We start from the raw sequence: 22,642 nt of genomic DNA on the forward strand, positions 1-22,642 counted from the left end.
AAGTTGCGCAGTACTGCGCAACTTCTTGCGCACTTGGCTGCAGCCCTTGATGTGCAAGGGCTGCAGCGATTCTGATGGGGTTTTTATTACGGGGAACTGCGCAACTTCTTGCGCAGTATGGCCAAGTGCTGCCTCGTCGCGTTATCGGGCAAGTGCCTTCAAACATTCCTCGATCGAACGCCGTTGAGTCTCTGCATACAAGCCCAGTTCATCGATGGTCGAACGTCCCAGCGACAGTTCGAACGACTGCCGGTTGGAGTGCTCGCCATAGTGCGTCTGCGCGGCGTCCCCCAGGTTCGACTGAAAAATCCCCGCCGCACTCACCGGCAGGAAATCTTCGTACACCAGCGGTTCGGCTTTCACATAGCCGTTGCGCAACAAAGCTTGCAGCGAAACCTCAGCGGGACGACCCGCCGCCAGCCCTTTGTCTGTCAGGAAATAACGGAAGTACGCCAATTCCTGCTCGCGCATGCCATCGAGGCTGTCAGGGAATTCGCTGAAGTGCCGGGTCATCAGCGCGTTGTAGCGTGAGGCATTGGCTTCGTTGGGAAAATCGCCCAATTCATCCCGCGCCGCATTCAGTAGACGGTCATACAACGCCCGGCCCTTGGGTGTCAGCGCCGCACCGCGTTGCTCGATTTCGCCAAACCGGGCGCTGTGGCTGCCGCGGGTTTGCGTCTGGTCGGTAAAGGCGATCGGCTCGTCCAGCGCCTTGAAACTGGTCTGGCGCAGGAGGATCGGATGCTGCCGGCGTGGTGGCCCTTCAATCACCGCTTTGGGCGTGATGCCATGCAGCGGCATCTGCGCCTGAACGATGTCGATGTCCAGGGTGCGCGGAGTCAGGTGGTTGATGTGCGGGCCCTTGAAGGCCACGACATCGGCGATCAGACGATGTTGGGCGCTGAGGGTCTGATACTGCGCGGCGGTGACGGTGGCGCTGTGGTGCCAGCGAAAAGTCTCCAGCGCCTGCAGGACAAATTCCCCGGCTTCGGATTCATTCAGCCCGCCAGCCGATTCGGCCAGCTCGATCAGGCGCAGCACGGCCGGGGTGAAGATCGAACGCTGATCCAGCACCGATTGAGCAAAGGCTCGCAGCTCAGGATCTTCGATCAATTCCAGTCTAAGCAACGAAGTGAACACCCGGAACGGGCTGACCTGCAGCGCATCTTCATGCACCGCGCGAAACGCCGTGGAATGCACCGGCACCCCGGCAGGCGTCAGGTCGTAATAACCCACGGGCTGCATGCCCATCACCGCAAACAGACGGGCGAGGGTGGCCAGTTCGGCGGCGGTGCCGACGCGGATCGCGCCATGGCGCTCCATGTCCAGCCGTTCGATTTCGCCGGTGCTGTGCAGTTGACTGGCGATCTGCGGTTCGCGGGCCAGCACTTCGCGGTTGGTCTGCTCCACCAGTTCCATCAGTGCGCCGTACAGCGGCACTTCTTCGCGGTACATGTCGGACATCGCTTTGGAGAAGCGTTGGCGGATCAGGTCGGGGCTGACGAACGGCTGCACGGTCATGAAAAAAATTCCTGGCACGGTCACGTAAAGGATGGAGGAAAAGATCGCAGCCTTCGCCGGCGCGGGCAAACGAAGAATCCTACGAACTTCATTCTGCCAACGACTGACCGTTTACCTGTCTGCGCGTGAGTTTTCCCCCAGGAACTCCCGATACAAACGCGCCGTGTTCGACGGCTGCTCGACCATCGGCATGTGCCCGACGCCATCCCACACATCCACCCGCAGATTGGCGATGCCCTTGCTCCACACCGGCACACTGCTGACATCGATCAACCGGTCCTTGCGGCCCCAGAGCAACAGCGCCGGGCATTTGATGTCCGGCAACTTCGGTTCCATCGGCGGACTTGCGCGAAAGTCCCGGAAGATCTCTTCCAGTTCGTCCCGTTGTTGCTCGTAGCGCTGGGCAATGGCGTCGAGTACCAGACCGGGCACCCACGGCGGCGAGGCCATGGTCATCGCATAGAAGTGTCGGAATTCTTCCCGGGAGTTGATCAGGAACGGATTGTGCCCACGAGCCAGGTGACGCTCCATGTCGCTGGCCTCGGGCGCGGTGACGCCGGCCGGGTCGATCAGCGCCACCGAAGCGATGCGATCCGGGTAGGTCGCTGCCAGCCACGCGGCGATGTAACCGCCCATGGAGTTGCCGATCACGTGGACCTTCTCGACGCCGCAGACGTCGAGCAACTGGATCATTCGTTTGGCCTGAACCGGAATGTCGTAGCCACCACCGGCCTTGAAGCCGGTTTCGCCGTGACCGGCCAGGTCCGGGATGATCACCCGGTACTGCCCGACAAAGTGCCGGGCGAAACGCAGCCACAGGTTCTTTTCGGCGCTGTAGCCGTGCAGCATCAGAATGCTGCTCGACGCCTCGTAAGGCCCGCCTTGCCAGGTCGACACCGTCATTTCGGCGATCGGCACTTCAATCTTGTGCAACCGGTACAGCCTGGCCTCCAAAGCTGCGCTCAGGTCGTAGAGCCAGTGACCGACCGCCGGGTAGCTCAACCAGCTCCAGGCCACGAAAACTGCGAGGGCGACAAACAGCAAAAGCATCGTGGGTCTTCCTTGTTCAAGACAGTATGTGGTCGGCCGGTTTCAGCGCCCGGGTCAAGCGGTGATAGCTGAAACTGAATCCGGGGAACATCGCGATCACATGACCGCTCCTGCTTTGATACCAACTGTGGCAGCCGCCGGTTTTCCAGACCGTGCGTTCCATTTCCCGATGAATCATCTGAGTGTAGGTACGTTCTGCTTCGGGGCGAACTTCGATGCTGCGCAGACCTTTGGCCTGTACGGTGCGGATGCAGTCGAGGATGTAGTTCATCTGCGATTCGATGATGAACAGCGCCGAGGTGTGACCGATGCCGGTGTTGGGCCCGGTGACGATAAACAGGTTGGGAAAGTCCGGCAGGCTGGTGCCGAGGTAGGCGCGTGGGTATTGCGCCCAGACATCGCGCAGTTTTACGCCGTTTTTTCCGCTGACCGGGTAGGAAATCACGCCATCGGTGGCGTCGTAACCGGTCGACCAGACAATCAGATCAACGTCGATGTGCTGGCCATCCGTGGTGACGATGCCGGTTTCATCAAGCGCGGCGATACCTTGTTCGCGGCTGTGCAAGGTGACGTTGGGCCGGGTCAGCGCCGGATAATAGGTGTTGGAGAGCAATACCCGTTTGCAGCCGATGGTGAAGTCCGGCGTCAGTTTTTTCCGCAACTCGGGGTCGGTCACCTGGCGTTTGAGAAATTTCAGCGCCTGGTTCTGCACCATGTGAATCGCCGGTTTCGAATATTTGAAGGCGATGATCCGGGTTTCGAACTGCCAGTAGATCAGCCAGCGCAGCAGCTTCCAGGCCGGTTTCAGCCCCAGCAGCCAGCGCTGGAAACGTCCGAATTTTCGGTCGGGGCGCGGCAGCACCCAATGGGGGGTGCGCTGAAAGACGTGCAAGTGCGCGACATCCGGTGCAATCGTCGGAATCACCTGCACGGCACTGGCACCGCTGCCGACGATCGCCACGCGTTTACCGCGATAGTCGTAGCTGTGATCCCAATTGTTTGTATGAAAGGTCTTGCCTTGAAAACGATCCCGACCGGGGAAGTGTGGGACGACCGGTTGACTCAGCGGCCCGGTGGCATTGATCACGAACTGCGCGTAATAGATGCCCTTGGCGCCGGTGTGTACGGCCCAGCGTTTTTCGTTTTCATCCCACTCGATGTGCTCGACATTGGCTTGCAGCTCCACCCGCTCGCGCAGGCCGAAACGCTCGATGACGTGTTCGGTGTAGCGATGCAGTTCGGCCTGTCCGGCGAACATCTGCGTCCATGGGTAGGGTGCGAACGACAGCGAATACAGAGGCGATGGCACGTCCACCGCCGCGCCGGGGTAGGTGTTCTGGCACCAGGTGCCGCCGAAAAAGTCCCGCCGCTCCAGCAAGCGAAAATCGTCGACGCCGGCCTTGAGCAAATTGACCGCAGCGCACTGGCCGCCAAATCCGCTGCCGATGATCAACACTTGATAGGTCTGCATGGGCCTCCTTCTTAGAGTCTTTTTTCCATTTTCCACCTTTCATGTATAGCCAATCATTTGCCTGCCGTGTGCCGGAAATGGCGGGCCGCGGGGTCGGAGACTGCCGGCCGCTGGCCGGTGATGGCTATTTAACGTTGCCCTGTTAGACTCCGAGCACATCCTTTTGCGGTGTACTCGAGGCCCTTATGGGAAGAACGGGAGGAAAGGGACTTTCACTGGCCAGGAGGCTTTACACATCGCGAACCCTGGGGCTGGTCCTGGGGCTTTTGTGCGTGAGCGTCGCGATGTATCCGCTCGATCCCCCCGCCTGGGTCTGGGCGCTGATGTTGTTCAACGGCCTGGTCTGGCCACACCTGGCGTATCAGTGGGCACGACGCTCGAAAGTCCCTTACCACGCCGAACACCGCAACTTGCTGATCGATGCCTTCCTTGGCGGCCTCTGGGTCGCGGCCATGCAATTCAATCCGCTGCCCAGTGCCACGACCATTTCGATGATGGCGATGAATAATGTCGCCATCGGCGGTCTGCGCTTTTTGCTCGCAGGGTCGGCGGCGCAGTTGCTGGGCGTCGGTGTCGGGCTGGTGGTGTTCGCCCCGGCCTTTATTCCGGCGACCACACCGGCACAGATGTATGCCTGTCTGCCGTTGTTGATGTTGTACCCGTTGGCGCTGGGCTGGATCTGCTTTCGTCAGGCCTACACCCTGGGCGTGCAGAAACGTGAATTGCTGGCCCTGAGCCGTACCGACAGCCTCACCGGACTGCTCAACCACGGCGCCTGGAAGGATCAACTGGACATCGAATTCCTGCGCTGCAAAGGCCAGCAAAAAGGCGCGGCGATTGCGCTGATCGACATCGATCACTTCAAGGCGATCAACGACACCTACGGCCATGTGGCGGGCGATATCGTCCTGCGCCAGTTGAGCAAGATGCTCAAGCAGAACCTGCGGATGGCGGACGTGGCCGGGCGTTACGGCGGCGACGAGTTTTGCGTGATCCTGCCGGACTTGCCGCTGTTCAATGCGGCGCAGGTGATGGAAGCCTTGCGCGAGCGTTTTTCCTTTCTGGTCTACGAGCAGAATCCGGCGTTGAAAGTCAGTCTGAGCATCGGCCTGGCCGCACTCGATCCGGCTCACGGCGATGCGACACGCTGGCTGAATGACGCTGACCAGGCGCTGTACGAGGCCAAGGCGACCGGGCGCAACCGGGTGATCTGTTGCAATGACGACAAGCCACGGCGCGAGGTGCTGGGTTCGGTTTGAACGGATGGGGTGTCGCATCCGGGATAGAGCCTTGCGGCGATGTCAGGTACGGTTCAGTACCCGACACGAAACAAGGATTGATTCATGACGTTCAAATTCCCTCGTTCTCTGCTGGCCGCCGGTCTCGGCCTGACCTTCTCTTTCGCAGCCGCTGACGCCTTTGCCGAACCACACAAACAGGTGCTGGCCGACGCCGAGCAATACAAACCCGAAGCCCTGAGACTGCTGGAGCGGCTGGTGAATATCGATTCCGGTTCCGGCGATGAAAAAGGCCTCAAGCAAGTCAGCGAAATCGCCATCGACGAGCTGAAAAAGCTTGGCGCGACTATTGAGTTGGTACCCAACACTCCTGAAAAAACCAACCACTTACTCGCCACGCTCAAAGGCACCGGCAAGGCCAAAATCCTGCTGATGGCGCACATGGACACGGTGTTCAAGGAAGGCTCCGCCGCCGAGCGTCCGTTCACGATCAAGGACGGCCGCGCCTATGGGCCGGGCGTGATGGACGACAAGGGCGGGATCGTCGCGGGCATCTACGCGCTGAAAATCCTCAAGAACCTCGACTTCAAGGACTACGCGCAAATCACGTTCCTGCTCGATGCCAGCGAGGAAACCGGCTCGGACGTCGCCACCGACCTGATCAAGAAAACCGCCAAACTCCACGATGTGACCCTCAACCTCGAACCGGGCCGTCCGGCCGATGGTCTGGTGGTGTGGCGCAAGGGCAGTGCCACCGCGTTGGTCGAAGTGAAGGGCAAAGCCGCCCACGCCGGCGTCGCACCGGAACTGGGGCGCAACGCGGCGATGGAAGCCGCGCATCAGATCCTGCAACTGGGCAAGCTCGGCGACGAAGCCAAGAAAACCACCATCAACTTCACTGTGCTCAAGGCTGGCGACCGCACCAACGTGATCCCGGATCAGGCCACGGCCAAGGCTGACGTGCGGGCGGCGGTGCCGGAAGAGTTCGACCGGATCGAGAAGGATCTGGCGCGGGTGTCGCAGGACAAGTTGATTCCCGATACCGAAGTGAAGACTTCGTTGCAACGCGGCTTGCCGCCGATGCCGCAGACGGCGGAGTCGGATCGTTTGATGGCGATGGCTCAGGGGATTTACGGCGAGATTGGCCGCAAGCTGACTGAAGAAGGCAGCGGCGGGGCGGCGGATGCCAGTTTGTCGGCCGGGGTGGGGACGCCGACGCTGGATGGGTTCGGGATTGTTGGCGGCAATATTCATACGCCGGAGGAGTATGCCGAGGTGGAGAGTGTGGCGCCGCGGATTTATCTGTTGTCGCGGATGATTATGGAGTTGGCGAAACACTAACGGCAGCTAGCGGTTTCGCGGCGGGCGCCATGCGAGTGGACTCGTAATGGCGTCGGGCCGCTCTGCCTCTTTGTAGCGTGGTGAGAGGTTACTCTTTGACGCTCATGTATTCCTTGGCCCAGAGGATGTATTCCTCAGGCTGGGTGTAGGTGTGAGTCAGTTCGGTGGCGCTCAGGTCCGAGGCCTGGGTGAAGATCTGGCGCTGTTCGCGCAGGCTGTCATAAGTGGCCTTGATCGCCGCGAAGTAAGCACCGTGGCCGTCGATGGTCACGCGCACACCCAGCTCGGCCAGACGTTTGTCGTCGCGCAGCGCCGGGTTGCCGTAGGTGACCAGCATCAGCGGGACGGTCAGGTGTTCGGCGATCTGCTCGAGCTGATCGAAGTCCTGGATGCCGACCATGCAGATACCGTCAGCGCCGGCGGCCTGGTAATGCTTGGTGCGGCTGATGATTTCCTGGTTCGGCAGGATGCCGGCGTTGGTCCGGGCGATGATCGCCATTTCCGAGTCGACCCGGGCTTCCAGTGCCGCGCGGATCTTGCCGACGCCTTCGGCGACGGTGATCAGGTCAGTGGATTTACGGCCGAATTGTGCTGGCAGCAGGGTGTCTTCGATGGTCAGTGCGGCGACGCCCGCGCGTTCCAGTTCGACGATGGTGCGCATCACGTTGAGCGCGTTGCCGTAGCCGTGGTCGGCGTCGGCGATCACCGGCAACTGGGCGACGCGGCCGATACGGGTGGCCTGCTCGGCGAATTCGCTGAGGGTGATCAGGGCAAAGTCCGGGGCGCCCAGCACCTGCAACGAGGCGACCGAGCCGCCGAGAATCCCTACTTCAAAACCCAGGTCAGCGGCGATGCGGGCAGACATCGGATCGAACACCGAGGCGGTGTGATAGCAGGTGTCGGAAGCCAGCAGCTGACGGAAGTTACGGCGCAAATCTTGATGAGAAAGCCTGGTCATACGAGTTCCACCAATACAAAGGAATGGAAAGGCTTGAGCAAAGGTGTCAACGCCGAAGGTGAAAAGGCTATCACGCCAATGGGTCAAGGATCATGACGAATTAACGAGGAAGTTAACCAGGAAAAACCTGTTCAGACTTTCTTGTAGCAGGCAGAGGCACTCAGGCCGCCACCGCCTGCTGCTGTTGATTGGGCAGCGGCACTGCCCGCACCGAGTTGCCCGGCTGCAACTGCAGGCGTTTGGCGGTGAGGCGGTCGATCACCAGACTGCTGCCGACCCGGCGGCCCGCAGCGACGGTGATGCGGCAGTTTTCCAGACGGCGGTTGTGGATCAGCCACAGTGGCGCCTGATCATCCGGCGCGCCAATGCTCAGGGTCAGTTCCAGGCTGTCGCGTACCGTGCGGATACTGCGGATCGGCGCCTCGATCACCGGGCCACCGTCAAAGATGTCGATGTAACCTTTGTGAGCGAAACCCTCGGACTGGAGGATTTTCAGCGCCGGCTCGGTGTTGGGGTGGGCCTGGCCGATCACGGCCTGAGCCTGTTCGGTGAGCAGGCAGGTGTACAGCGGCTGGCGTGGCATCAGTTCGGCGATGAACGACTTGTTGCCCAGCCCGGACAAATGGTCGGCATGGCTGAAGTCCATCTGGAAGAAGTGCCGGCCCAGACTGTCCCAGAACGGCGAACAGCCTTGCTCGTCGGCACTGCCTCGCAGTTCGGCGATCATCTTTTCGCCGAACAGGTGCGGGAACTCGGCGACAAACAGCAAGCGCCCCAGCGACAGCAGACGCCCATTGCTGCCGTGACGCTGGTCGTGGCGCAGGAAGAGCGAGCACAGTTCCGATTGGCCGGTCAGTTCATTGTTGAGGAACAGGGTCGGGATCTGCCGCTGGATGCCCAGATCCGGTGCCGAACTGACGGTCAGCCCAACCCGATAGTTGTACCAGGGCTCGCGCAGGCCGACGGCCCCCGCCAGGGCGCTGACCCCGACCACTCGCTGCTCGTCGTCTTCAAGCACAAACAGATAATCGGCATCGGCCCGCTCGACCTGCTCGGCGAAGGCGCGCTGCGCCCAGCGTACCCGGTGGGCCAGGCGATCTTCGTTGGCGGGCAGGGTGGTGAACCCCGGCCCGGCCTGTTGCACCAGCGTCATCAACGCTGGCAGGTCGCTGACTTGGACCGGACGGACAATCATGCTGCAACTCCTTTTGCGCGCCTGCTCGGGCACTGTCGTTGGGTGAGGGCGCGGTTCACAGGGCAATCACCCGGATCGAGTCGCCAGCGCCGACGTTCAGCGCCGCACATATCGCCGGGGTCAGCGCCAGGGGCTGACCGGGCTGGTAATCCAGCTCGGCGACCACCGACCTGAAGCCGTGCAGTGCGTCGTTGCTCACGAGATAACGACCGCGGGCGTCGATCAGAGGTTCCTCTTTAACCGTTGCGATCTGGCTCTGCACGATCGAGCGGATGTTGGCGGTGCGCGCGTACAAGGTCGGTCCGGCATCGAACAAATCGATGTAGCTGTTGGTTTCAAAGCCTTCGCGCTCAAGGATGTCGAACGCTTCCTGACCGTCCGGGTGGATGCGGCCGATGCACTCCTGCGCCGCCAGCGGCAGCATCGGCACGTAGATCGGGTATTGCGGCATCAGTTCGGCGAGAAACGTACGGCTCTGCAAGCCGCACAGGCGCTCGGCCTCGACGTAGGGCAGGTCGAAGAAATGTTTTCCCAGCGCATCCCAGAACGGCGAGTGGCCCTGAGCGTCGCTGTAGCCGACGATTTCGGTAATCACCGCTTCGGCAAAACGTGACGCATGGGCGGCGATGAACAGCAGGCGCGCCCGTGACAGCAACTCGGAAAACGGCGTGCGCACCAGCGCTGCGTCGATGTGAAAACCGCGCAGCAGCGTGTGACCGCTGAGGTCGTGACACAGCGACAGCGCCGGAACGCCATGTTCGATGTTCAGTTCCCGCGAAGCGCTGGTGAAGTGGCGGTTGCGCAGGCTGTAGAACGGCTCGTTATGGCCGGCCGTGGCGAGAATTTCCGAGCAGCCGACCAGGCGACGGCTGTCCAGATCTTCCAGCACGAAAAAGTAATTCTCCGGGCCCTGGGCCGCGACATTCGTGTCGAACGAGGCGCAGGACGCGACGATCTTTTCGCCCAGGTGCTGGCTGTCATCCGGCAGGGACGTGACGCCCACCAGGCTGTCGCGAGCCAGTTGTTGCAATTGAGGCAGGTCGTTTGGCTCGACTGGACGTAAGACCAGCATGGATGCACTCCTGTATCAAAAGGTTCGGCCCATTCGCCGAACCTGACTATCACTGTCGGTTTCCACGCGTTAAAGCGGCGGTCGCCTGAATTCTTGTCAGACGCCGCCCTTTTTCTTGTCAGCCATTGCTCGGGTCAGGCAGCGCGGTACTGGCGCCGAGCTTGTTCAGGAAGAACAGGTACACCAGACCCAAGGCGATCCAGATCAGGCCGAGCTTCTGCGCATCGACGCCCATGTTGTACATGATGGCCGCGACGATGCCGAAGCCGATCACCGGGCAGATCAGGTGACGGATCACCTGGCCGGACTTCTGTCGGCGCCAGTAGTAATTGATCACGGTCAGGTGCAGCAGCATGAAGCCGCTCAAGGCGCCGAAGTTGACCAGCGAGGTCAGGGTGTCCACCGAGTTGATGAACAGGTAACAGATCACCAGCGACAGCACGGCCACCAGATAAATGCTCAGGTAAGGCGTGTTGTGTTTCGGGTGAACCTTGGCCAGCACTTTCGGTAGCTTGCCGTCGCGGGCCATGCCGAACAGCAGGCGCGAGACCGCCGCTTGCGAAGTGATCGCCACCGCCACGCCCCAGGCCAGAGCCGTGGCCACGCCGGTCAGGGTCGCGAGCCAGCTGCCGGCAGCGATTTCGGCGATTTCATAGAACGCGGTGTCGGCGGACTTGAAGCCCATGCCGGCGGCCAGATCGGTGGCGATCCAGGTCTGTACGACGAAGATCGCGCCCATCACCACCAGGGTGATCAACGCCGCTTTGCCGACGCTGCGGCCCGGATCGCCCTTGATCTCTTCGGCAAGCGTGGAGATCGCATCGAAACCGAGGAAGGACAGCACCGCAATCGACACGGCTTGCATCAGCAGGGCGAAATTGAAGGTTTCCGGGTGATACAGCGGCGCCAGGGTCAACTGGCCGTTGCCGCCACCGTTGTGCAGGGCGTTCCAGGCGTAGAACAGGAAAATCCCCAACACAACCAGCTGCGCCAGCAGGAACAGGATGTTCATACGGGCGGTGAAGGTGATGCCGCGCAGGTTGACGAAGGTCGCGCTGACGAGAAAGGCGAGGATGAATCCGACTTTCGGGATGTCCGGATACAAGTGGTTGAGCGCCATCGCCGCATAGACGTAGAGCAGCGGCGGAATCAGCAGGTAGTCGAGCAGCATCAGCCAGCCGGCGAGGAAGCCGACGTGTTGATTCAGGCCCCGTTGCGCGTATGAATAAACCGAGCCGGCAATCGGAAAGGCCCGGGCCATGCTGCCGTAGCTCAGCGCGGTGAAAACCATTGCCACCATGCCGATAATGTACGCCAGAGGCACCATCCCCGGTGCCTCGGCGTTGACGTAGCCATACACGCCGAACGGGGCGATGGGGATCATGAAGATCATCCCGTACACCACCAGGTCGGTCAGTGTCAGGCTACGTTTCAACTCCTGTTTGTAGCCGAACTCTTCTATTTCCATGAAGCGCAACTCCTTGTCAGCCAATCGGTCGTTTTAGTTGTTATGTCGGTCCGTCGTTTACAGCGTCAGCAGTGTTTACAGCAATGTTCAAAGCAGTGGAGCCAGATGATTTGCCCAGCGGGAAACCGCTTCCGGGCTGCGCAGCAGGTCGTTGCGCACCTCGATCAATACCGATTCGAGGCCTCGGGCATCGCCGTGCACCGGCACGGTCATATCGCCCAGCGGGTCGATTTTGTACGGCTGGTTGCCGGCGACTTTCAGCGGATGCTGACCGAGCCCGTCGAGCAGGCGCTGGGCGTATGCCTTGGCCTGACCGAACAGCACGCCGGCTTCCAGCTCACGCGGCTGGCCGTAATAGATCGGGGTGAAACTGTGAATCCCCACCACCCGCACTGGCCGGCCTTCGGCCAGACGTTCGTCGATCAGTTGTTGCAGCCGGGTGTGAAACGGCTTGAACAGGCACTGGCGACGGTATTCGCGGGTGGCTTCGTCGAGCTCGCGATTGCCCGGCACCTGGTAGATTTCGCTCTGCGCCGGAATGCTGTCCGGGGCATGGCGTGGCCGGTTGAGGTCGATCAACAGTCGCGAATAATTGGCACTCAACAGCGTGGCGCCGATCTTTTCCGACAGTTGTTCGGCCAGCTCCAGCGCACCGATGTCCCAGGCAATGTGTTCACGCGCAGCCGTGTCATCCAGTCCCAGATTGTTCAGGGCATCGGGGATGTAGCGGCTGGCGTGTTCGCACACCAGAATCAGCGGGTGCGTCGAATCTTCACGGGTCAGGTTGTAGACCGGTCGGGTGTACAACCCAAGCTCGGCGGATTCAGTACAGGCGTGCATAGTGCTCACACAGGTCAGCGGGCGAGAGCTGTTCCGTCAGCGCCAGTTCCTCGGTTTTAAGGGCGAAATACGTGTCGAGCAACGGTGCCGGCAGCGCTGCCATCAGCGCTTCGCTGCGACGCAGGCAATCCAGTGCCTGAGCCAAAGAGGCGGGCAGGGCGACGATGCCCCGCGCCTCGCGTTGTTCGTCGTTGAGTGCATCGGGGATTTCATCGGTGATTGCGTTCAGCGCCAGACGCTGTTCGATGCCCAGGCGTCCGGCGATCAGCAGCGCAGCCATCGCCAGGTGCGGCGAGGCGGTGGCGTCCATGGCGCGGAATTCCAGGTTGTACTGCTTCGCCACGGGTTTGTTGCCCAGGCTCACGGTCGGGCAGATGCGCAGCGCCGCTTCGCGGTTCTGTTGGCCCAGACAGGCGTAGGACGCGCTCCAGTGATGCGGTTGCAAACGCTCGTACGACACTGGTGTCGGTGCGGTGAACGCACACAGTGCCGGCAAGTAATGCAACACGCCCGCCGCCCAGTGCTGGCCCAGCGTGGACAAACCATTGCTGGTGCCGGCGTCGTAGAGCATCGGCTGCCCGGCCAGATCAAGCAGACTGACGTGCAGGTGCACGCCGTTGCACACTGCGTCGGCGGCGGTCTTCGGCGCGAAGCTCAAGTCCAGGCCCATCTGCCGGGCGATTTCACGGGTGATTTCGCGCACGTTCACCGCTCGATCCGCCGCCGCGACACCCAGAGTCGGTCGGCAGGTGATTTCGTATTGGTGCTTGCCGTATTCAGGCAGGAACATTTCCGGCTCGACACCGCCGGCGCGCAATGCGCTGAGCAGCCAGCCGCCGAATTCAGCGCCTTGGCGCTGGGATTCGAGAGAAAACGCCAGGTGTTCGGCAAACCCGGCGTGCAGGTTGAATTCGTGTTCGAACGCGGCGTTGACCTGTAACCCGAGCTGATCGCGATAACGCTCGATTTCATCGCTCAGCAGTGTGCGCGGGCAGGCGCCCCACGGGCGGCCGTCGGTCTCGCGGATGTCGCCGTGGATGAAGTCCAGCGCCGGGGCGGCGGCGTCCGGGCCGTTGCCCACCGTGACGCGGCTGGCGAGGTCGGGAATCAGCCGCAGATCGCCGTAGGCGCCCCACGGGTTGGTCGAAGCGATGATGTCCTGCGGCGTCAAAGCGCTGTTGGCCGGCACCCAACCGCAACCGGCCGCTTGATAGTGCTCCAGCTCATCACTGGGAAACGAACGGCCCCGGGTGATGCCGATAAGGTCGGTGGTGACGATGGTGGTCATCGGTAACGGCGACAGGCGCTCGCTCATGGCTGCATCTCCCGCAGACGACCGAGGACGGTATCGGTGTCGGTGATCCAGCAGTAGCCCTTGATCGCGTTCAGGCAGGCATCGTGGCGTGCCTCGGTGTAGGTCGCGCAGGCGTCCGCCACAAGGGTGACCAGATAGCCACGGTCGGCGGCGTCGCGCACGGCCATGTCCACACATTGGTCGGTGACGATACCGGCGATGATCAGATGACGGGTTTCAAGGTTGCGCAGCACGTAGTCGATGTTGGTCGAGTTGAAGACCCCGGAGGAGGTCTTCGGCAGCACGATTTCGTTTTCTGCCGGGGTCAGTTCGGCGATGACCTGTGCCTGCGGGCTGCCCTTGGGCAGGTGCATGTCCGACAGTTTGTGATCCAGCGAGCGGTCGCGGCCGTCGGCGGTCAGGCTTTCGATCAGGGTGTGCAGCACATTCTGCCGTGCGTCGCGAAAGGCGTTGAGCAGACGCACCTGATTTGGCACCACTTGCGAGCGCGTGCGATTGAGGAAGTACGCGGCGTCCGGGCCTTCGAGGTGCGGGTCGAACTGCGGCTCGAGCCAGGCACGCTGCATGTCCACCAGCAACAGTGCGGTGTGGTCGGTGACAAACGGCAGGTCCCGCGGCGAGCGGTGGGGAAGGCTGAACATCCTTATTTATCCTCCAGCAAGTGGGTGTCGAAGTCGTTGCGCAGGGCGTCGATGCCTTCCAGGCGATCGGCCAGGTCCGGGCTGCGCAGGGTCAGGCAAGCGATCAGCGCTTCAACCTGGGCCAGCGCCGGGACCATGGTGTCGAACGGCGAAGCCGATTCCACCGGGGCGCTGATGATCATGTCGGCCAGTTCGCGCAGCGGCGAGGCGTAAATGTCGGTGAACAGCACGACGCGCGCATTGTTGTTCTTGGCCGCAGTGGCCACGCGCAGGGCCTGGGTCTGGTAGCGGCGATAGTCGAACACCAGCACCACGTCCTGGCGTTGCAGGTCGAACAGGCGATCCGGCAGTTGCGCGTTGTCCTCCAGCGCGAAACAGCCGGGGCGCAGCAGACGCAAGTGATTGAGCAGATAAGTGGCCATCAGGCTGCTGAAGCGCCCGCCGAAGCAGTAGACCTGATGGCGCGTATCGAGCAGCCATTGCGCGAGAATCCGCACGTCTTCGGGCTGGGTCAGGGCCTGGGTTTCCGCCAGCAGGTTGTGGCTGTGGGCCAGATAGTGGCTCCAGGCATCGTCCTGGTTCAGGTTCGAACGGGGTTGCAACAGCGTACGCGGCGAGCTCAGGCGATGGTCCATGTCGCTGAGCAGGGCATCCTGGAATTCGGCGTAACCGCCAAAACCGAGTTTTTTTACCAGACGCACGATGGTCGGATCGCTGACGCCGGCGTGTTCGGCCAGCCGCGCCATCGGGCCGAGCCCGTTGCGCGGGTACTGATCGAGCAAGGCCCGGACGACTTTGCGCTCTGAGGGCGTAAGGTCCAGGCCGGGATCAGTAATCAGGTCTCTGAGAGGGGGCATCCGGGCTCCTGCTGGATGGGTGTGTTGAATTCGCTTCACAATCCGTTAAAACAGTATTTATGTAACTGACGTTACATGTCTAGTGAATTTTCCGCAGCGTCCGTGAAGCCCCAAAATGGGGCGAGATGCCCGTGTAGCAAGGGCTACACGTCTGTCGATCGATCTTGTAGTCCATTGCCCATTGTTGCGTCAGACATTGGCGCTTTGTTGAGGGTGGTCAATTGAATGGTGTTGCCCTGAACCCTCCGGTTTACGGCACAATTGCTGCCCTGTCGGCACTTCGCCGGGTGTTTTTTACCTTCTGACCGAGTGACGCATTGTGCAAGCCACCCGTTTGACCTTGATTTGCCATGCCAGAACCGTCTCACAGAAATTGGCGCGTTTTCCTACGAACGAAGCTGTTGAAGAAAGCGCTGTAGCGTCTGACTCGCTGGCCGCTCGGTTCGAGATGTCACGCCGTTTGATTTGTGGCCCGGAATTGCGCACGCGTCAGACGGCTCAATGGTTCGGTGATGATGCGCAGGTTGATGAGGCCTTGCGCGATTGCGACTGGGGGCGCTGGCACGGGCAATCGATCAAGGACCTGCAGCGAAATGAACTCGAAGCGCTGCAAGCCTGGCTCGAAGATCCCGACGCCGCGCCCCATGGCGGGGAATCGGTGGCGCAACTCGGCGAGCGGGTGGCCGCATGGCTGGCGACCCTGCAAACCACGCCGGGTCATGTCGTGGCCGTCACGCATCCGTTCATCATTCGGGCAGCGCTGATGCAGGTCATGCAGGGCCAGGCCTTCCACAGCATCGATGTCGAGCCGTTGGCGGTGGTCGAGTTGAGTTTCTTCGGACGCTGGCGGCTACGCTTGTCCGGCATCGATACTGGAGGAGACCGATCATGAAGCGATTGCTGGTCATCGGCATTGGCGCCGGCAACCCCGACTACATCACGATGCAGGCGGTGAAGGCGCTCAATCAGGTGGACGTGTTTTTCCTGATGGACAAGGGCCAGAGCAAGGACAAGCTGATCGACCTGCGTCGCGAAATCTGCGAACGCTACATCACTGATCCTGCGTACCGTTTCGCCGAAGCCCACAGCCCGGAGCGCGAGCGCGGCGATGTGGACTACAGCGCCAGCGTCGATGATCTGAATCGCGCCAAGCAGCAAACCTTCGAACGCCTGATCAATGACGAATTGGCTGACGGGCAGTGCGGCGGTTTTCTGGTGTGGGGCGATCCGGCGTTGTACGACAGTACGATTCGCATCCTTCAGGCAATCCTGGCCTCGGGGCGATGCGCATTCGAATTCGACGTGATCCCCGGCATCACTAGCGTTCAGGCCCTGGCGGCGCAGCACAAAGTGCCGCTGAACACCATCGGCCACTCGATTGAAATCACCACCGGCCGACGCCTGGCGGCGGGGCAGGTGAGTGATACCGACAGCCTGGTGGTGATGCTCGATGCGGAAGATTCCTACCATCGGGTGGCGGATCAGCAGACCGAGATCTACTGGGGCGCCTACCTCGGCACGCCGGATGAAATCCTTATCAGCGGCAAACTCAGTGATGTTGCCGATGAGATCGAGCGAGTACGCAAGGCCGCGCGGGCCGAGCATGGCTGGATCATGGACACCTATCTGTTGCGCAAGCCTTGACCTCGCGACCAAAGCGCTCGCGATACACCGATGGCGGAACCCCGACCACGCTGCGAAACGCCACGCGAAAGCTTTCCACCGAGCGATAACCACAGCGCAGTGCGATCTGCTCGGTGTTCTGCGGCGTGCTTTCCAGCAATTCCCGGGCCCGGGCCAGACGCTCGTGTTGCAGCCAGGCCTTGGGTGACTGGCCGCTGGCCTCGGTGAATTTGCGCAGGAAGGTGCGTTCGCTCATCGCCGCTTCGCTGGCCAGGTCGCGCACTTCCAGCGGTTCGTGCAGGCGCTCGCGGGCCCACTGCATCACGCGCGACAAATCACTGCGTGGCGTCGGACTCACCGGTGTCGGAATGAATTGTGCCTGACCGCCGGTGCGCTGCGGCGACATCACCAGCCGCCGCGCCACCGAGTTGGCCACCTGAGTACCGAAGTCCCGCGCCACCAGATGCAGGCAGGCGTCGATCCCCGCCGCGCTGCCGGCCGAAGTGATCAACTGACCTGAATCGACGTAAAGCACGTCCGGGTCGACATCAATGGCCGGGAAGCGCTCGGCCAGTTCCGAGGTGTAGCGCCAGTGGGTGGTGGCGCCATGCCCATCGAGCAGCCCGCTGGCTGCCAAAACAAACACGCCCGAGCAGATCGACAGCAACCGGGCACCGCGCGAGTGCGCATCATGCAATGCTTCGAGCAAGGCTTCCGGCACCGGCGCGCTGCGGTCACGCCAGCCGGGAATGATGATGGTGCGCGCCTGCGCCAACAGCTCCAGACCGCCGTCGGCCAGCACCTGAATCCCGCCCATGGCGCGCATCGGGCCTTGATCCACCGCTGCAATGCAGTGCGCGTACCACGGGAAATCGAACTCCGGCCGGGCGAGGCCGAAGATCTCCACGGCGATGCCGAACTCGAATGTACACAGGCCGTCGTAGGCCAGTATCGCGACCAATCCAGGTGAATCAGGCATTTGGCGGAAACTTCCCGGTGAGTGTCTTGTGCGCCACTGTAGCGGTAAGCGGCGGCTCGATAAAGTCTGTTCATCCCACACAGATAAAGGAGTGATTCAACATGCCAAGCCTGGTTCGCGAAATTCCTGCCGCCCCGTCGGCGATTGCCCTGATGCACTTCAGCAACCGTCTGACCTTTGAAACCGATTGTTCTGATGTCTTCAACAGCCAGGAGGCCGGCGAGATGGATTTCGTGCTGGTGGACGTGCGCGGGCCGCTGGCCTTCGAGCGCGGCCATGTGCCGGGGGCAATTAACATTCCCGGGCGTTTGCTGACGGCGGAAGGGCTGGTGGACTACTCGAAAAACACACTTTTCGTGGTGTATTGCGCGGGTCCCCACTGCAACGGCGCCAACAAGGCCGCCGTGAAGCTGGCAGCGCTGGGTTATCCGGTCAAGGAGATGATCGGCGGGGTGACCGGCTGGCTGGATGAAGGCTTTCAGTTGAGTGTCGAGACACAACGGGTCGCCACCGCGCCAATCGCTTGCGACTGCTGATAACCAGAGGGTTGCCGCCCTCGGCGGCAACTTTTAATGGCTTTGTCCTACAACCCTTGCACCGCTCTGGCGCACACTTTTCCTACGTGATGGCACTCGCCGATTTTCTGTAAGTATTTGTCGCTTAAACACAATTTGCCCCGTGCGCGCCGCCATAGACTGCCGGCCACTTCGGTTTCTTTGCGCTCCATAGCCCAAGGCCGAACCTGACAATCGAAAGCTGCCAATAAAAGCCTCCGCACACGGGAGTAATAAATGAAAAAGCTGGTTATGTTCGGTGCCCTGGCACTGTCGATGTTGTCCCTGACCGCCGTGGCCGAAGACGCCAAGCCGATCCGTATCGGTATCGAAGCCGGTTACCCGCCATTCTCGATGAAAACCCCTGACGGCAAACTGGCCGGTTTCGACGTGGACATCGGTGATGCGCTGTGTGAGCAGATGAAAGTCAAATGCACTTGGGTCGAGCAGGAATTCGACGGCCTGATCCCGGCGCTGAAAGTGAAGAAGATCGACGCGATCCTGTCCTCGATGACCATCACTGACGACCGCAAGAAAAACGTCGATTTCACCATCAAGTACTACCACACCCCGGCGCGCTTCGTGATGAAGGCAGGCTCCGGCGTGAAAGACCCGCTGATCGAACTCAAAGGCAAGAAAGTCGGCGTGCTACGCGCCAGTACCCACGACCGCTACGCCACCGAAGTGCTGGTACCGGCCGGCATCGAGCTGGTGCGTTACGGCTCGCAGCAGGAAGCCAACCTGGACATGGTCTCCGGTCGTATCGACGCGATGCTGGCCGACTCGGTCAACCTGAGCGACGGCTTCCTGAAAACCGACGCCGGCAAAGGCTTCGAATTCGTCGGCCCGACCTACGAAGACGCCAAATACTTCGGCGGTGGCGCCGGTATTGCCGTGCGTAAAGGCGATACCGAGCTGGCAGAGAAATTCAACACCGCCATCAACGAAATCCGCGCCAACGGCAAGTACAAGCAAGTGCAGGACAAGTACTTCGACTTTGACGTTTACGGCCATTAATACGCCGTAGAAAAAGTGGCCCCGTTCATTCGGTGGCCACTTTTTTTTCGCCTGTGATTTATCCTGTCAGCACATTTTCAATGCAGCCGCTGTCTGGCAGCGACTACAGAATTTCCGGAGTTCCCCATGCAACGCATCGATCATGTTCTGCCCTGGAGCCACCTGGGCAGCGAACGCTCCCTCAGCGTCTTCCGTTACGGCGCCGGCCCGCGCAAGGTCTACATCCAGGCCAGCCTGCACGCCGATGAGCTGCCGGGGATGCGCACCGCGTGGGAACTGAAAAAACGCCTGGCCGAGCTGGAAAGCAACGGTCAGTTGCAAGGCGTGATCGAACTGGTGCCGGTGGCCAACCCGATCGGTCTCGATCAACACCTGCAAGGCAGCCACATGGGCCGCTTCGAACTGGCGAGCGGCAAGAACTTCAACCGCTCCTTCGTCGAACTCAGCGCCCCGGTGGCCGCGCGCATCGGCAATCAGTTGGGTAACGACACCGAGGCCAACATCCGCCTGATCCGCCAGACCATGGGCGAAGTGCTCGACGAACTGCCGGCCCCGGCCTCGCAACTGGAAGCGCTGCATCGCCTGCTGCTGCGCCACGCCTGTGAGGCCGACGTCACGCTGGACCTGCATTGCGATTTCGACGCCGCGATTCACATCTACGCGCTGCCGCAACACTGGCCGCAGTGGCAATCCCTGGCCGCGCGCCTGAAGGCTGGTGTGGCGCTGTTGTGTGAAGACTCCGGCGGCAGTTCGTTCGACGAGTCGTGCTCCACGCCGTGGTTGCGTCTGGCTCGGATGTTCCCGGGCGCGGCGATTCCACCGGCCAACCTCGCCACCACCCTGGAACTGGGCAGCATGGGCGACACCCGGGTCGATCAGGCCCAGGCCAATTGCGAAGCGATTCTGGGGTTCCTCGCCGAGCAGGGATTCATCAGCGGCGAATGGCCGAAAGCGCCGGACGAATGCTGTGAAGGCATGCCGTTCGAAGGCACCGAATACCTGTTCGCCCCACACCACGGCGTGGTGAGCTTCCTGCGCAATGCCGGTGAATGGGTCGAGCGCGGTGATGCGCTGTTCGAAGTGGTCGATCCATTGAAGGATCGCGTGACCACCGTACGCGCCGGCACCAGCGGCGTGTTGTTTGCCATCGACCGTGGACGCTACACCCAGCCGGGCACCTGGCAGGCGAAAGTGGCGGGGCGCGAGCCGATTCGCGCGGGCAAGCTGATCAACGACTGATGACCCCAACTTCCGGATCACAGTGTTAGGCTCTGCCCCGAACCCTGCACTGTGTGAAGGAAGGCTTATGTTGAAGGTGTTTGCTCTGTTGACCCTGCTGGCGTCCAGCGCCGTCCATGCTCAAACCTCGCTGCAAACCGATCTGCCACTGAACTACCTGGCCCAGGTTCACCCGGACGCCGAACAGCGTCCGCTGGTGGTGTTCCTGCACGGCTACGGCAGTAACGAAGCCGATCTGATCGGCATGAAATTTCAGCTGCCCAAGCAGTACAACTACCTGTCGGTGCAGGCGCCGATGGCGTTGGGGGAAGGGCGTTTCCAGTGGTTTCGCAAGAAGGGTGACGGTGCCTACAACGGCGAGACCGATGATCTGAAGGATGCCAGCCAGAAGCTGCGGGCCTTTATCGCTGCGGCGGCGCAGAAATATCACGCGCAACCGGACAAGGTGTACCTGATCGGTTTCAGTCAGGGCGCGATGATGACTTACGAGGTGGGTCTGCGACAGCCGGCGGCGATCGGTGGCATCGCCGCATTGAGCGGGCGGGTGTTGCCGGTGCTCAAGGGTGAGCTGAAGTCAGCGCAACAGCATCCGCCGCTGGAGATCTTCATCGGCCATGGCACGGCGGATGACCGCGTGCCTTACAGTGGCGCCACGGCCGCCAAAGATCTGGTGGAGAAGCTGGATTACAAACCGCAATTTCATGCCTATCCCGGCGTCGGCCACAGCATCAGTGCGGCCGAGCTTCAGGATTTGAACGACTGGTTGCAGCGACTCAATCCCTGAGCATCACTTTTCCTTGAGGATGGTTTTCACCAGGGCATCGTGACCGCTCTTGTCGCTGGCCCGGGAAATCACCTGGACCAGCGCCATGTGCGTGCCGGAGCCTGCGATCAGCGTGGTATTGAGGGTCTGGCCGCCGCCCTGGGTCGCGGTGCTGTCCACCTGACGCAGGCCGAGGCCGTTGCCTTTCTGGGTCAGGCTCTTTTCGCTGAGCTTGTTGAAGTCCGGCAGCGCCTTGCGCTGGGCGTCGATGAAATCGGACACGGTGCCGTCGAGAAACGCACTGTCGTTGTCCTTGACGTTGTTGCCTTCGGGAATCTGGTTTTCGGCGGTGATGACCACCGTTTTGGTGGCGTCGTTGGTGAACATCGTGCCCTTGGCACCGGTCGGGCCGGCCGGCAGCGGGTCGCCGACAAAGCCTTTGGGCAGGACAAAACTGAGCTTGCCGTCGAGCATCGAGACTTTCTCGGTGACAGCCTTCTCTTTGGCCTTGGCTGCCTGAGCATCGAGGGCGCCGAAACCGGCCACCGCCGCCAGCAACAGGACGACGGCTTTCTTGCTAAGCAATGACATTCGAATCTCCGAGGGATGGTCGCGCTTGGGCGGCGATCATCCCACGGAGCACACCCGCCACTCCAGAGCGGTTTGTCCGGGCGGGTTCAGTTTGTCGATGGCGCAGGCGCCGGTTTGGCCAGCAATTGCCGGGTGACGCCCAGCATCGCCACCGAAACGGCCACCGCCACCACGAAGCCGCCGAAACCGAGACTTGGAACAGTCAGCGCCAACACCAGACAAAACGCCGAAAACGAATACATCCCCGTGGCCGTTGCCCGTAACAATGCAGCGGTAAACGCTGGCCCCCGCGTCTGCTGGGAAAACACCGCCATCACGCTGCCCAGCACCGGGAACACCGCGAGCAATCCGCTCCAGCGCTCGCCGACGGTGCTGGCCAGCATCGTCACCAGCAGCGTCAACGCCGCGCCGGCAATCATCCGCCAGACCAGTTTGTCCGACTTCGGCGCCGGGCCACCGACCACCGGTTGCACCTTGGGGAACAAGTACGGGGCGGCAAGGAGGGCGGTCGCAGCGGCGGCGATGGAGAAGGGCAACGACGCCGGAATCAGCGACAGTATCAACGCCAGCACGGCCCAGACCGATAAAGAAACTACCAATGCCAGCGGCCAGTTCGCCCGCTGCGCCACCTGCGCATAAGTGACGCAAAACGCGATCATCGCAAACATGGCCGACAGCGCCGCGACCGCCGATTGCGCCGCAAACGCCGGGCCTTGCTCGATGGCGAGGAAAAACAGAATCGGCCCAACCACCACCGGCAACCCCGACAGCCACCCGGCCACGCTTGGCCCCCAACGCTTGCCGGCCAGGGAAATCAGCAGCAGGAAACCGGGAATCAGCAGCAGTTTGAGGATCAGCACGCAGGTCTCTCCATCGGGTCAATGAGGGCCACGTTAGCATTGTCGTTAA

At 61.5% G+C, this 22,642-nt stretch carries 22 protein-coding genes; 8 read left to right on the forward strand and 14 right to left on the reverse strand.

Annotated features, from left to right (window positions below; translation table 11 throughout):
• Window positions 1–141 precede the first annotated feature (141 nt).
• The 3 genes from hglS to AC07NR_RS19670 all read right to left on the reverse strand — a co-directional run bounded on the left by hglS (window position 142) and on the right by AC07NR_RS19670 (window position 4,042).
• A complete protein-coding gene (gene hglS, locus AC07NR_RS19660) occupies window positions 142–1,521 on the reverse strand; it encodes a 2-oxoadipate dioxygenase/decarboxylase HglS (RefSeq protein ID WP_495079217.1) in 1,380 nt (459 codons plus the stop codon).
• Between the two features lie 111 nt (window positions 1,522–1,632).
• Complete coding sequence (locus AC07NR_RS19665) at window positions 1,633–2,571, reverse strand: alpha/beta fold hydrolase (RefSeq protein WP_265815039.1); 939 nt, start codon at window positions 2,569–2,571, stop codon at window positions 1,633–1,635.
• A gap of 16 nt (window positions 2,572–2,587) precedes the next feature.
• Window positions 2,588–4,042: a flavin-containing monooxygenase gene (locus AC07NR_RS19670; RefSeq protein ID WP_305837916.1), complete on the reverse strand. Its 1,455-nt coding sequence runs from the start codon at window positions 4,040–4,042 to the stop codon at window positions 2,588–2,590.
• A 185-nt stretch (window positions 4,043–4,227) separates the two neighbouring features.
• On the opposite strand from AC07NR_RS19670, the gene AC07NR_RS19675 reads away from it, so the two are divergent.
• Window positions 4,228–5,301, forward strand: coding sequence for a diguanylate cyclase (locus AC07NR_RS19675; protein ID WP_495079218.1), 1,074 nt, complete (start codon window positions 4,228–4,230; stop codon window positions 5,299–5,301).
• A gap of 84 nt (window positions 5,302–5,385) precedes the next feature.
• On the forward strand, window positions 5,386–6,621 hold the full coding sequence (locus AC07NR_RS19680; protein ID WP_495079219.1) for a M20/M25/M40 family metallo-hydrolase: 1,236 nt from the start codon (window positions 5,386–5,388) through the stop codon (window positions 6,619–6,621).
• A gap of 88 nt (window positions 6,622–6,709) precedes the next feature.
• Here the strand turns inward: AC07NR_RS19680 and AC07NR_RS19685 are convergent, their stop codons facing one another.
• The 8 genes from AC07NR_RS19685 to AC07NR_RS19720 all read right to left on the reverse strand — a co-directional run bounded on the left by AC07NR_RS19685 (window position 6,710) and on the right by AC07NR_RS19720 (window position 14,967).
• Window positions 6,710–7,579 (reverse strand): isocitrate lyase/PEP mutase family protein, encoded by an 870-nt coding sequence (locus tag AC07NR_RS19685; protein WP_085708719.1) that lies wholly within the window; start codon window positions 7,577–7,579, stop codon window positions 6,710–6,712.
• A 160-nt stretch (window positions 7,580–7,739) separates the two neighbouring features.
• The gene (gene astA / locus AC07NR_RS19690) at window positions 7,740–8,774 is read right to left on the reverse strand and encodes an arginine N-succinyltransferase (RefSeq protein ID WP_495079220.1); all 1,035 of its coding nucleotides are present in this window, start codon (window positions 8,772–8,774) and stop codon (window positions 7,740–7,742) included.
• Between the two features lie 55 nt (window positions 8,775–8,829).
• The gene (locus AC07NR_RS19695) at window positions 8,830–9,846 is read right to left on the reverse strand and encodes an arginine N-succinyltransferase (protein ID WP_248738895.1); all 1,017 of its coding nucleotides are present in this window, start codon (window positions 9,844–9,846) and stop codon (window positions 8,830–8,832) included.
• 118 nt (window positions 9,847–9,964) lie between these two features.
• Complete coding sequence (locus AC07NR_RS19700; protein WP_085708716.1) at window positions 9,965–11,314, reverse strand: APC family permease; 1,350 nt, start codon at window positions 11,312–11,314, stop codon at window positions 9,965–9,967.
• 87 nt (window positions 11,315–11,401) lie between these two features.
• Complete coding sequence (locus tag AC07NR_RS19705) at window positions 11,402–12,154, reverse strand: N-formylglutamate amidohydrolase (RefSeq protein WP_495079221.1); 753 nt, start codon at window positions 12,152–12,154, stop codon at window positions 11,402–11,404.
• Window positions 12,138–13,469, reverse strand: a complete 1,332-nt coding sequence (locus AC07NR_RS19710) for a type I glutamate--ammonia ligase (RefSeq protein ID WP_248738898.1) — start codon at window positions 13,467–13,469, stop codon at window positions 12,138–12,140. Before AC07NR_RS19710 ends, AC07NR_RS19705 begins: the two co-directional genes overlap by 17 nt.
• Window positions 13,466–14,110, reverse strand: a complete 645-nt coding sequence (locus tag AC07NR_RS19715; RefSeq protein ID WP_114882193.1) for a cysteine hydrolase family protein — start codon at window positions 14,108–14,110, stop codon at window positions 13,466–13,468. The genes AC07NR_RS19710 and AC07NR_RS19715 overlap by 4 nt, the downstream gene beginning before the upstream one ends.
• A 2-nt stretch (window positions 14,111–14,112) precedes the next feature.
• A complete protein-coding gene (locus tag AC07NR_RS19720) occupies window positions 14,113–14,967 on the reverse strand; it encodes a MurR/RpiR family transcriptional regulator (RefSeq protein ID WP_085708712.1) in 855 nt (284 codons plus the stop codon).
• A gap of 319 nt (window positions 14,968–15,286) precedes the next feature.
• Here AC07NR_RS19720 and AC07NR_RS19725 point away from each other — a divergent pair, with 319 nt between their 5' ends.
• Both AC07NR_RS19725 and cobF read left to right on the forward strand, forming a co-directional pair.
• Window positions 15,287–15,859, forward strand: coding sequence for a histidine phosphatase family protein (locus AC07NR_RS19725; protein WP_305837901.1), 573 nt, complete (start codon window positions 15,287–15,289; stop codon window positions 15,857–15,859).
• Window positions 15,856–16,611 carry a precorrin-6A synthase (deacetylating) gene (cobF, locus tag AC07NR_RS19730; RefSeq protein WP_495079222.1) on the forward strand — a complete coding sequence of 252 codons (756 nt, stop codon included), beginning with the start codon at window positions 15,856–15,858 and terminating at the stop codon, window positions 16,609–16,611. The genes AC07NR_RS19725 and cobF overlap by 4 nt, the downstream gene beginning before the upstream one ends.
• Here the strand turns inward: cobF and ftrA are convergent.
• The gene (gene ftrA, locus AC07NR_RS19735) at window positions 16,580–17,569 is read right to left on the reverse strand and encodes a transcriptional regulator FtrA (protein ID WP_495079223.1); all 990 of its coding nucleotides are present in this window, start codon (window positions 17,567–17,569) and stop codon (window positions 16,580–16,582) included. The genes cobF and ftrA overlap by 32 nt on opposite strands.
• Before the next feature lie 101 nt (window positions 17,570–17,670).
• Here ftrA and AC07NR_RS19740 point away from each other — a divergent pair, with 101 nt between their 5' ends.
• The 4 genes from AC07NR_RS19740 (at window position 17,671) to AC07NR_RS19755 (ending at window position 21,163) form a co-directional block, all read left to right on the forward strand.
• Complete coding sequence (locus tag AC07NR_RS19740) at window positions 17,671–18,105, forward strand: rhodanese-like domain-containing protein (RefSeq protein ID WP_248738903.1); 435 nt, start codon at window positions 17,671–17,673, stop codon at window positions 18,103–18,105.
• A gap of 255 nt (window positions 18,106–18,360) precedes the next feature.
• Window positions 18,361–19,140: an ABC transporter substrate-binding protein gene (locus tag AC07NR_RS19745; RefSeq protein WP_495079224.1), complete on the forward strand. Its 780-nt coding sequence runs from the start codon at window positions 18,361–18,363 to the stop codon at window positions 19,138–19,140.
• A gap of 126 nt (window positions 19,141–19,266) precedes the next feature.
• Complete coding sequence (locus AC07NR_RS19750; RefSeq protein ID WP_305837893.1) at window positions 19,267–20,379, forward strand: succinylglutamate desuccinylase/aspartoacylase family protein; 1,113 nt, start codon at window positions 19,267–19,269, stop codon at window positions 20,377–20,379.
• A gap of 67 nt (window positions 20,380–20,446) precedes the next feature.
• Window positions 20,447–21,163 (forward strand): alpha/beta hydrolase, encoded by a 717-nt coding sequence (locus AC07NR_RS19755; protein ID WP_495079225.1) that lies wholly within the window; start codon window positions 20,447–20,449, stop codon window positions 21,161–21,163.
• Between the two features lie 3 nt (window positions 21,164–21,166).
• Here AC07NR_RS19755 and AC07NR_RS19760 read toward each other — a convergent pair whose 3' ends face one another.
• Window positions 21,167–21,733: a DcrB/PsbP domain-containing protein gene (locus tag AC07NR_RS19760; protein ID WP_085708705.1), complete on the reverse strand. Its 567-nt coding sequence runs from the start codon at window positions 21,731–21,733 to the stop codon at window positions 21,167–21,169.
• 86 nt (window positions 21,734–21,819) lie between these two features.
• Window positions 21,820–22,593, reverse strand: a complete 774-nt coding sequence (locus AC07NR_RS19765; RefSeq protein ID WP_495079226.1) for a hypothetical protein — start codon at window positions 22,591–22,593, stop codon at window positions 21,820–21,822.
• Between the last annotated feature and the right edge of the window lie 49 nt (window positions 22,594–22,642).

The sequence above is a fragment of the Pseudomonas sp. GW821-FHT09C09 genome, assembly GCF_059418105.1.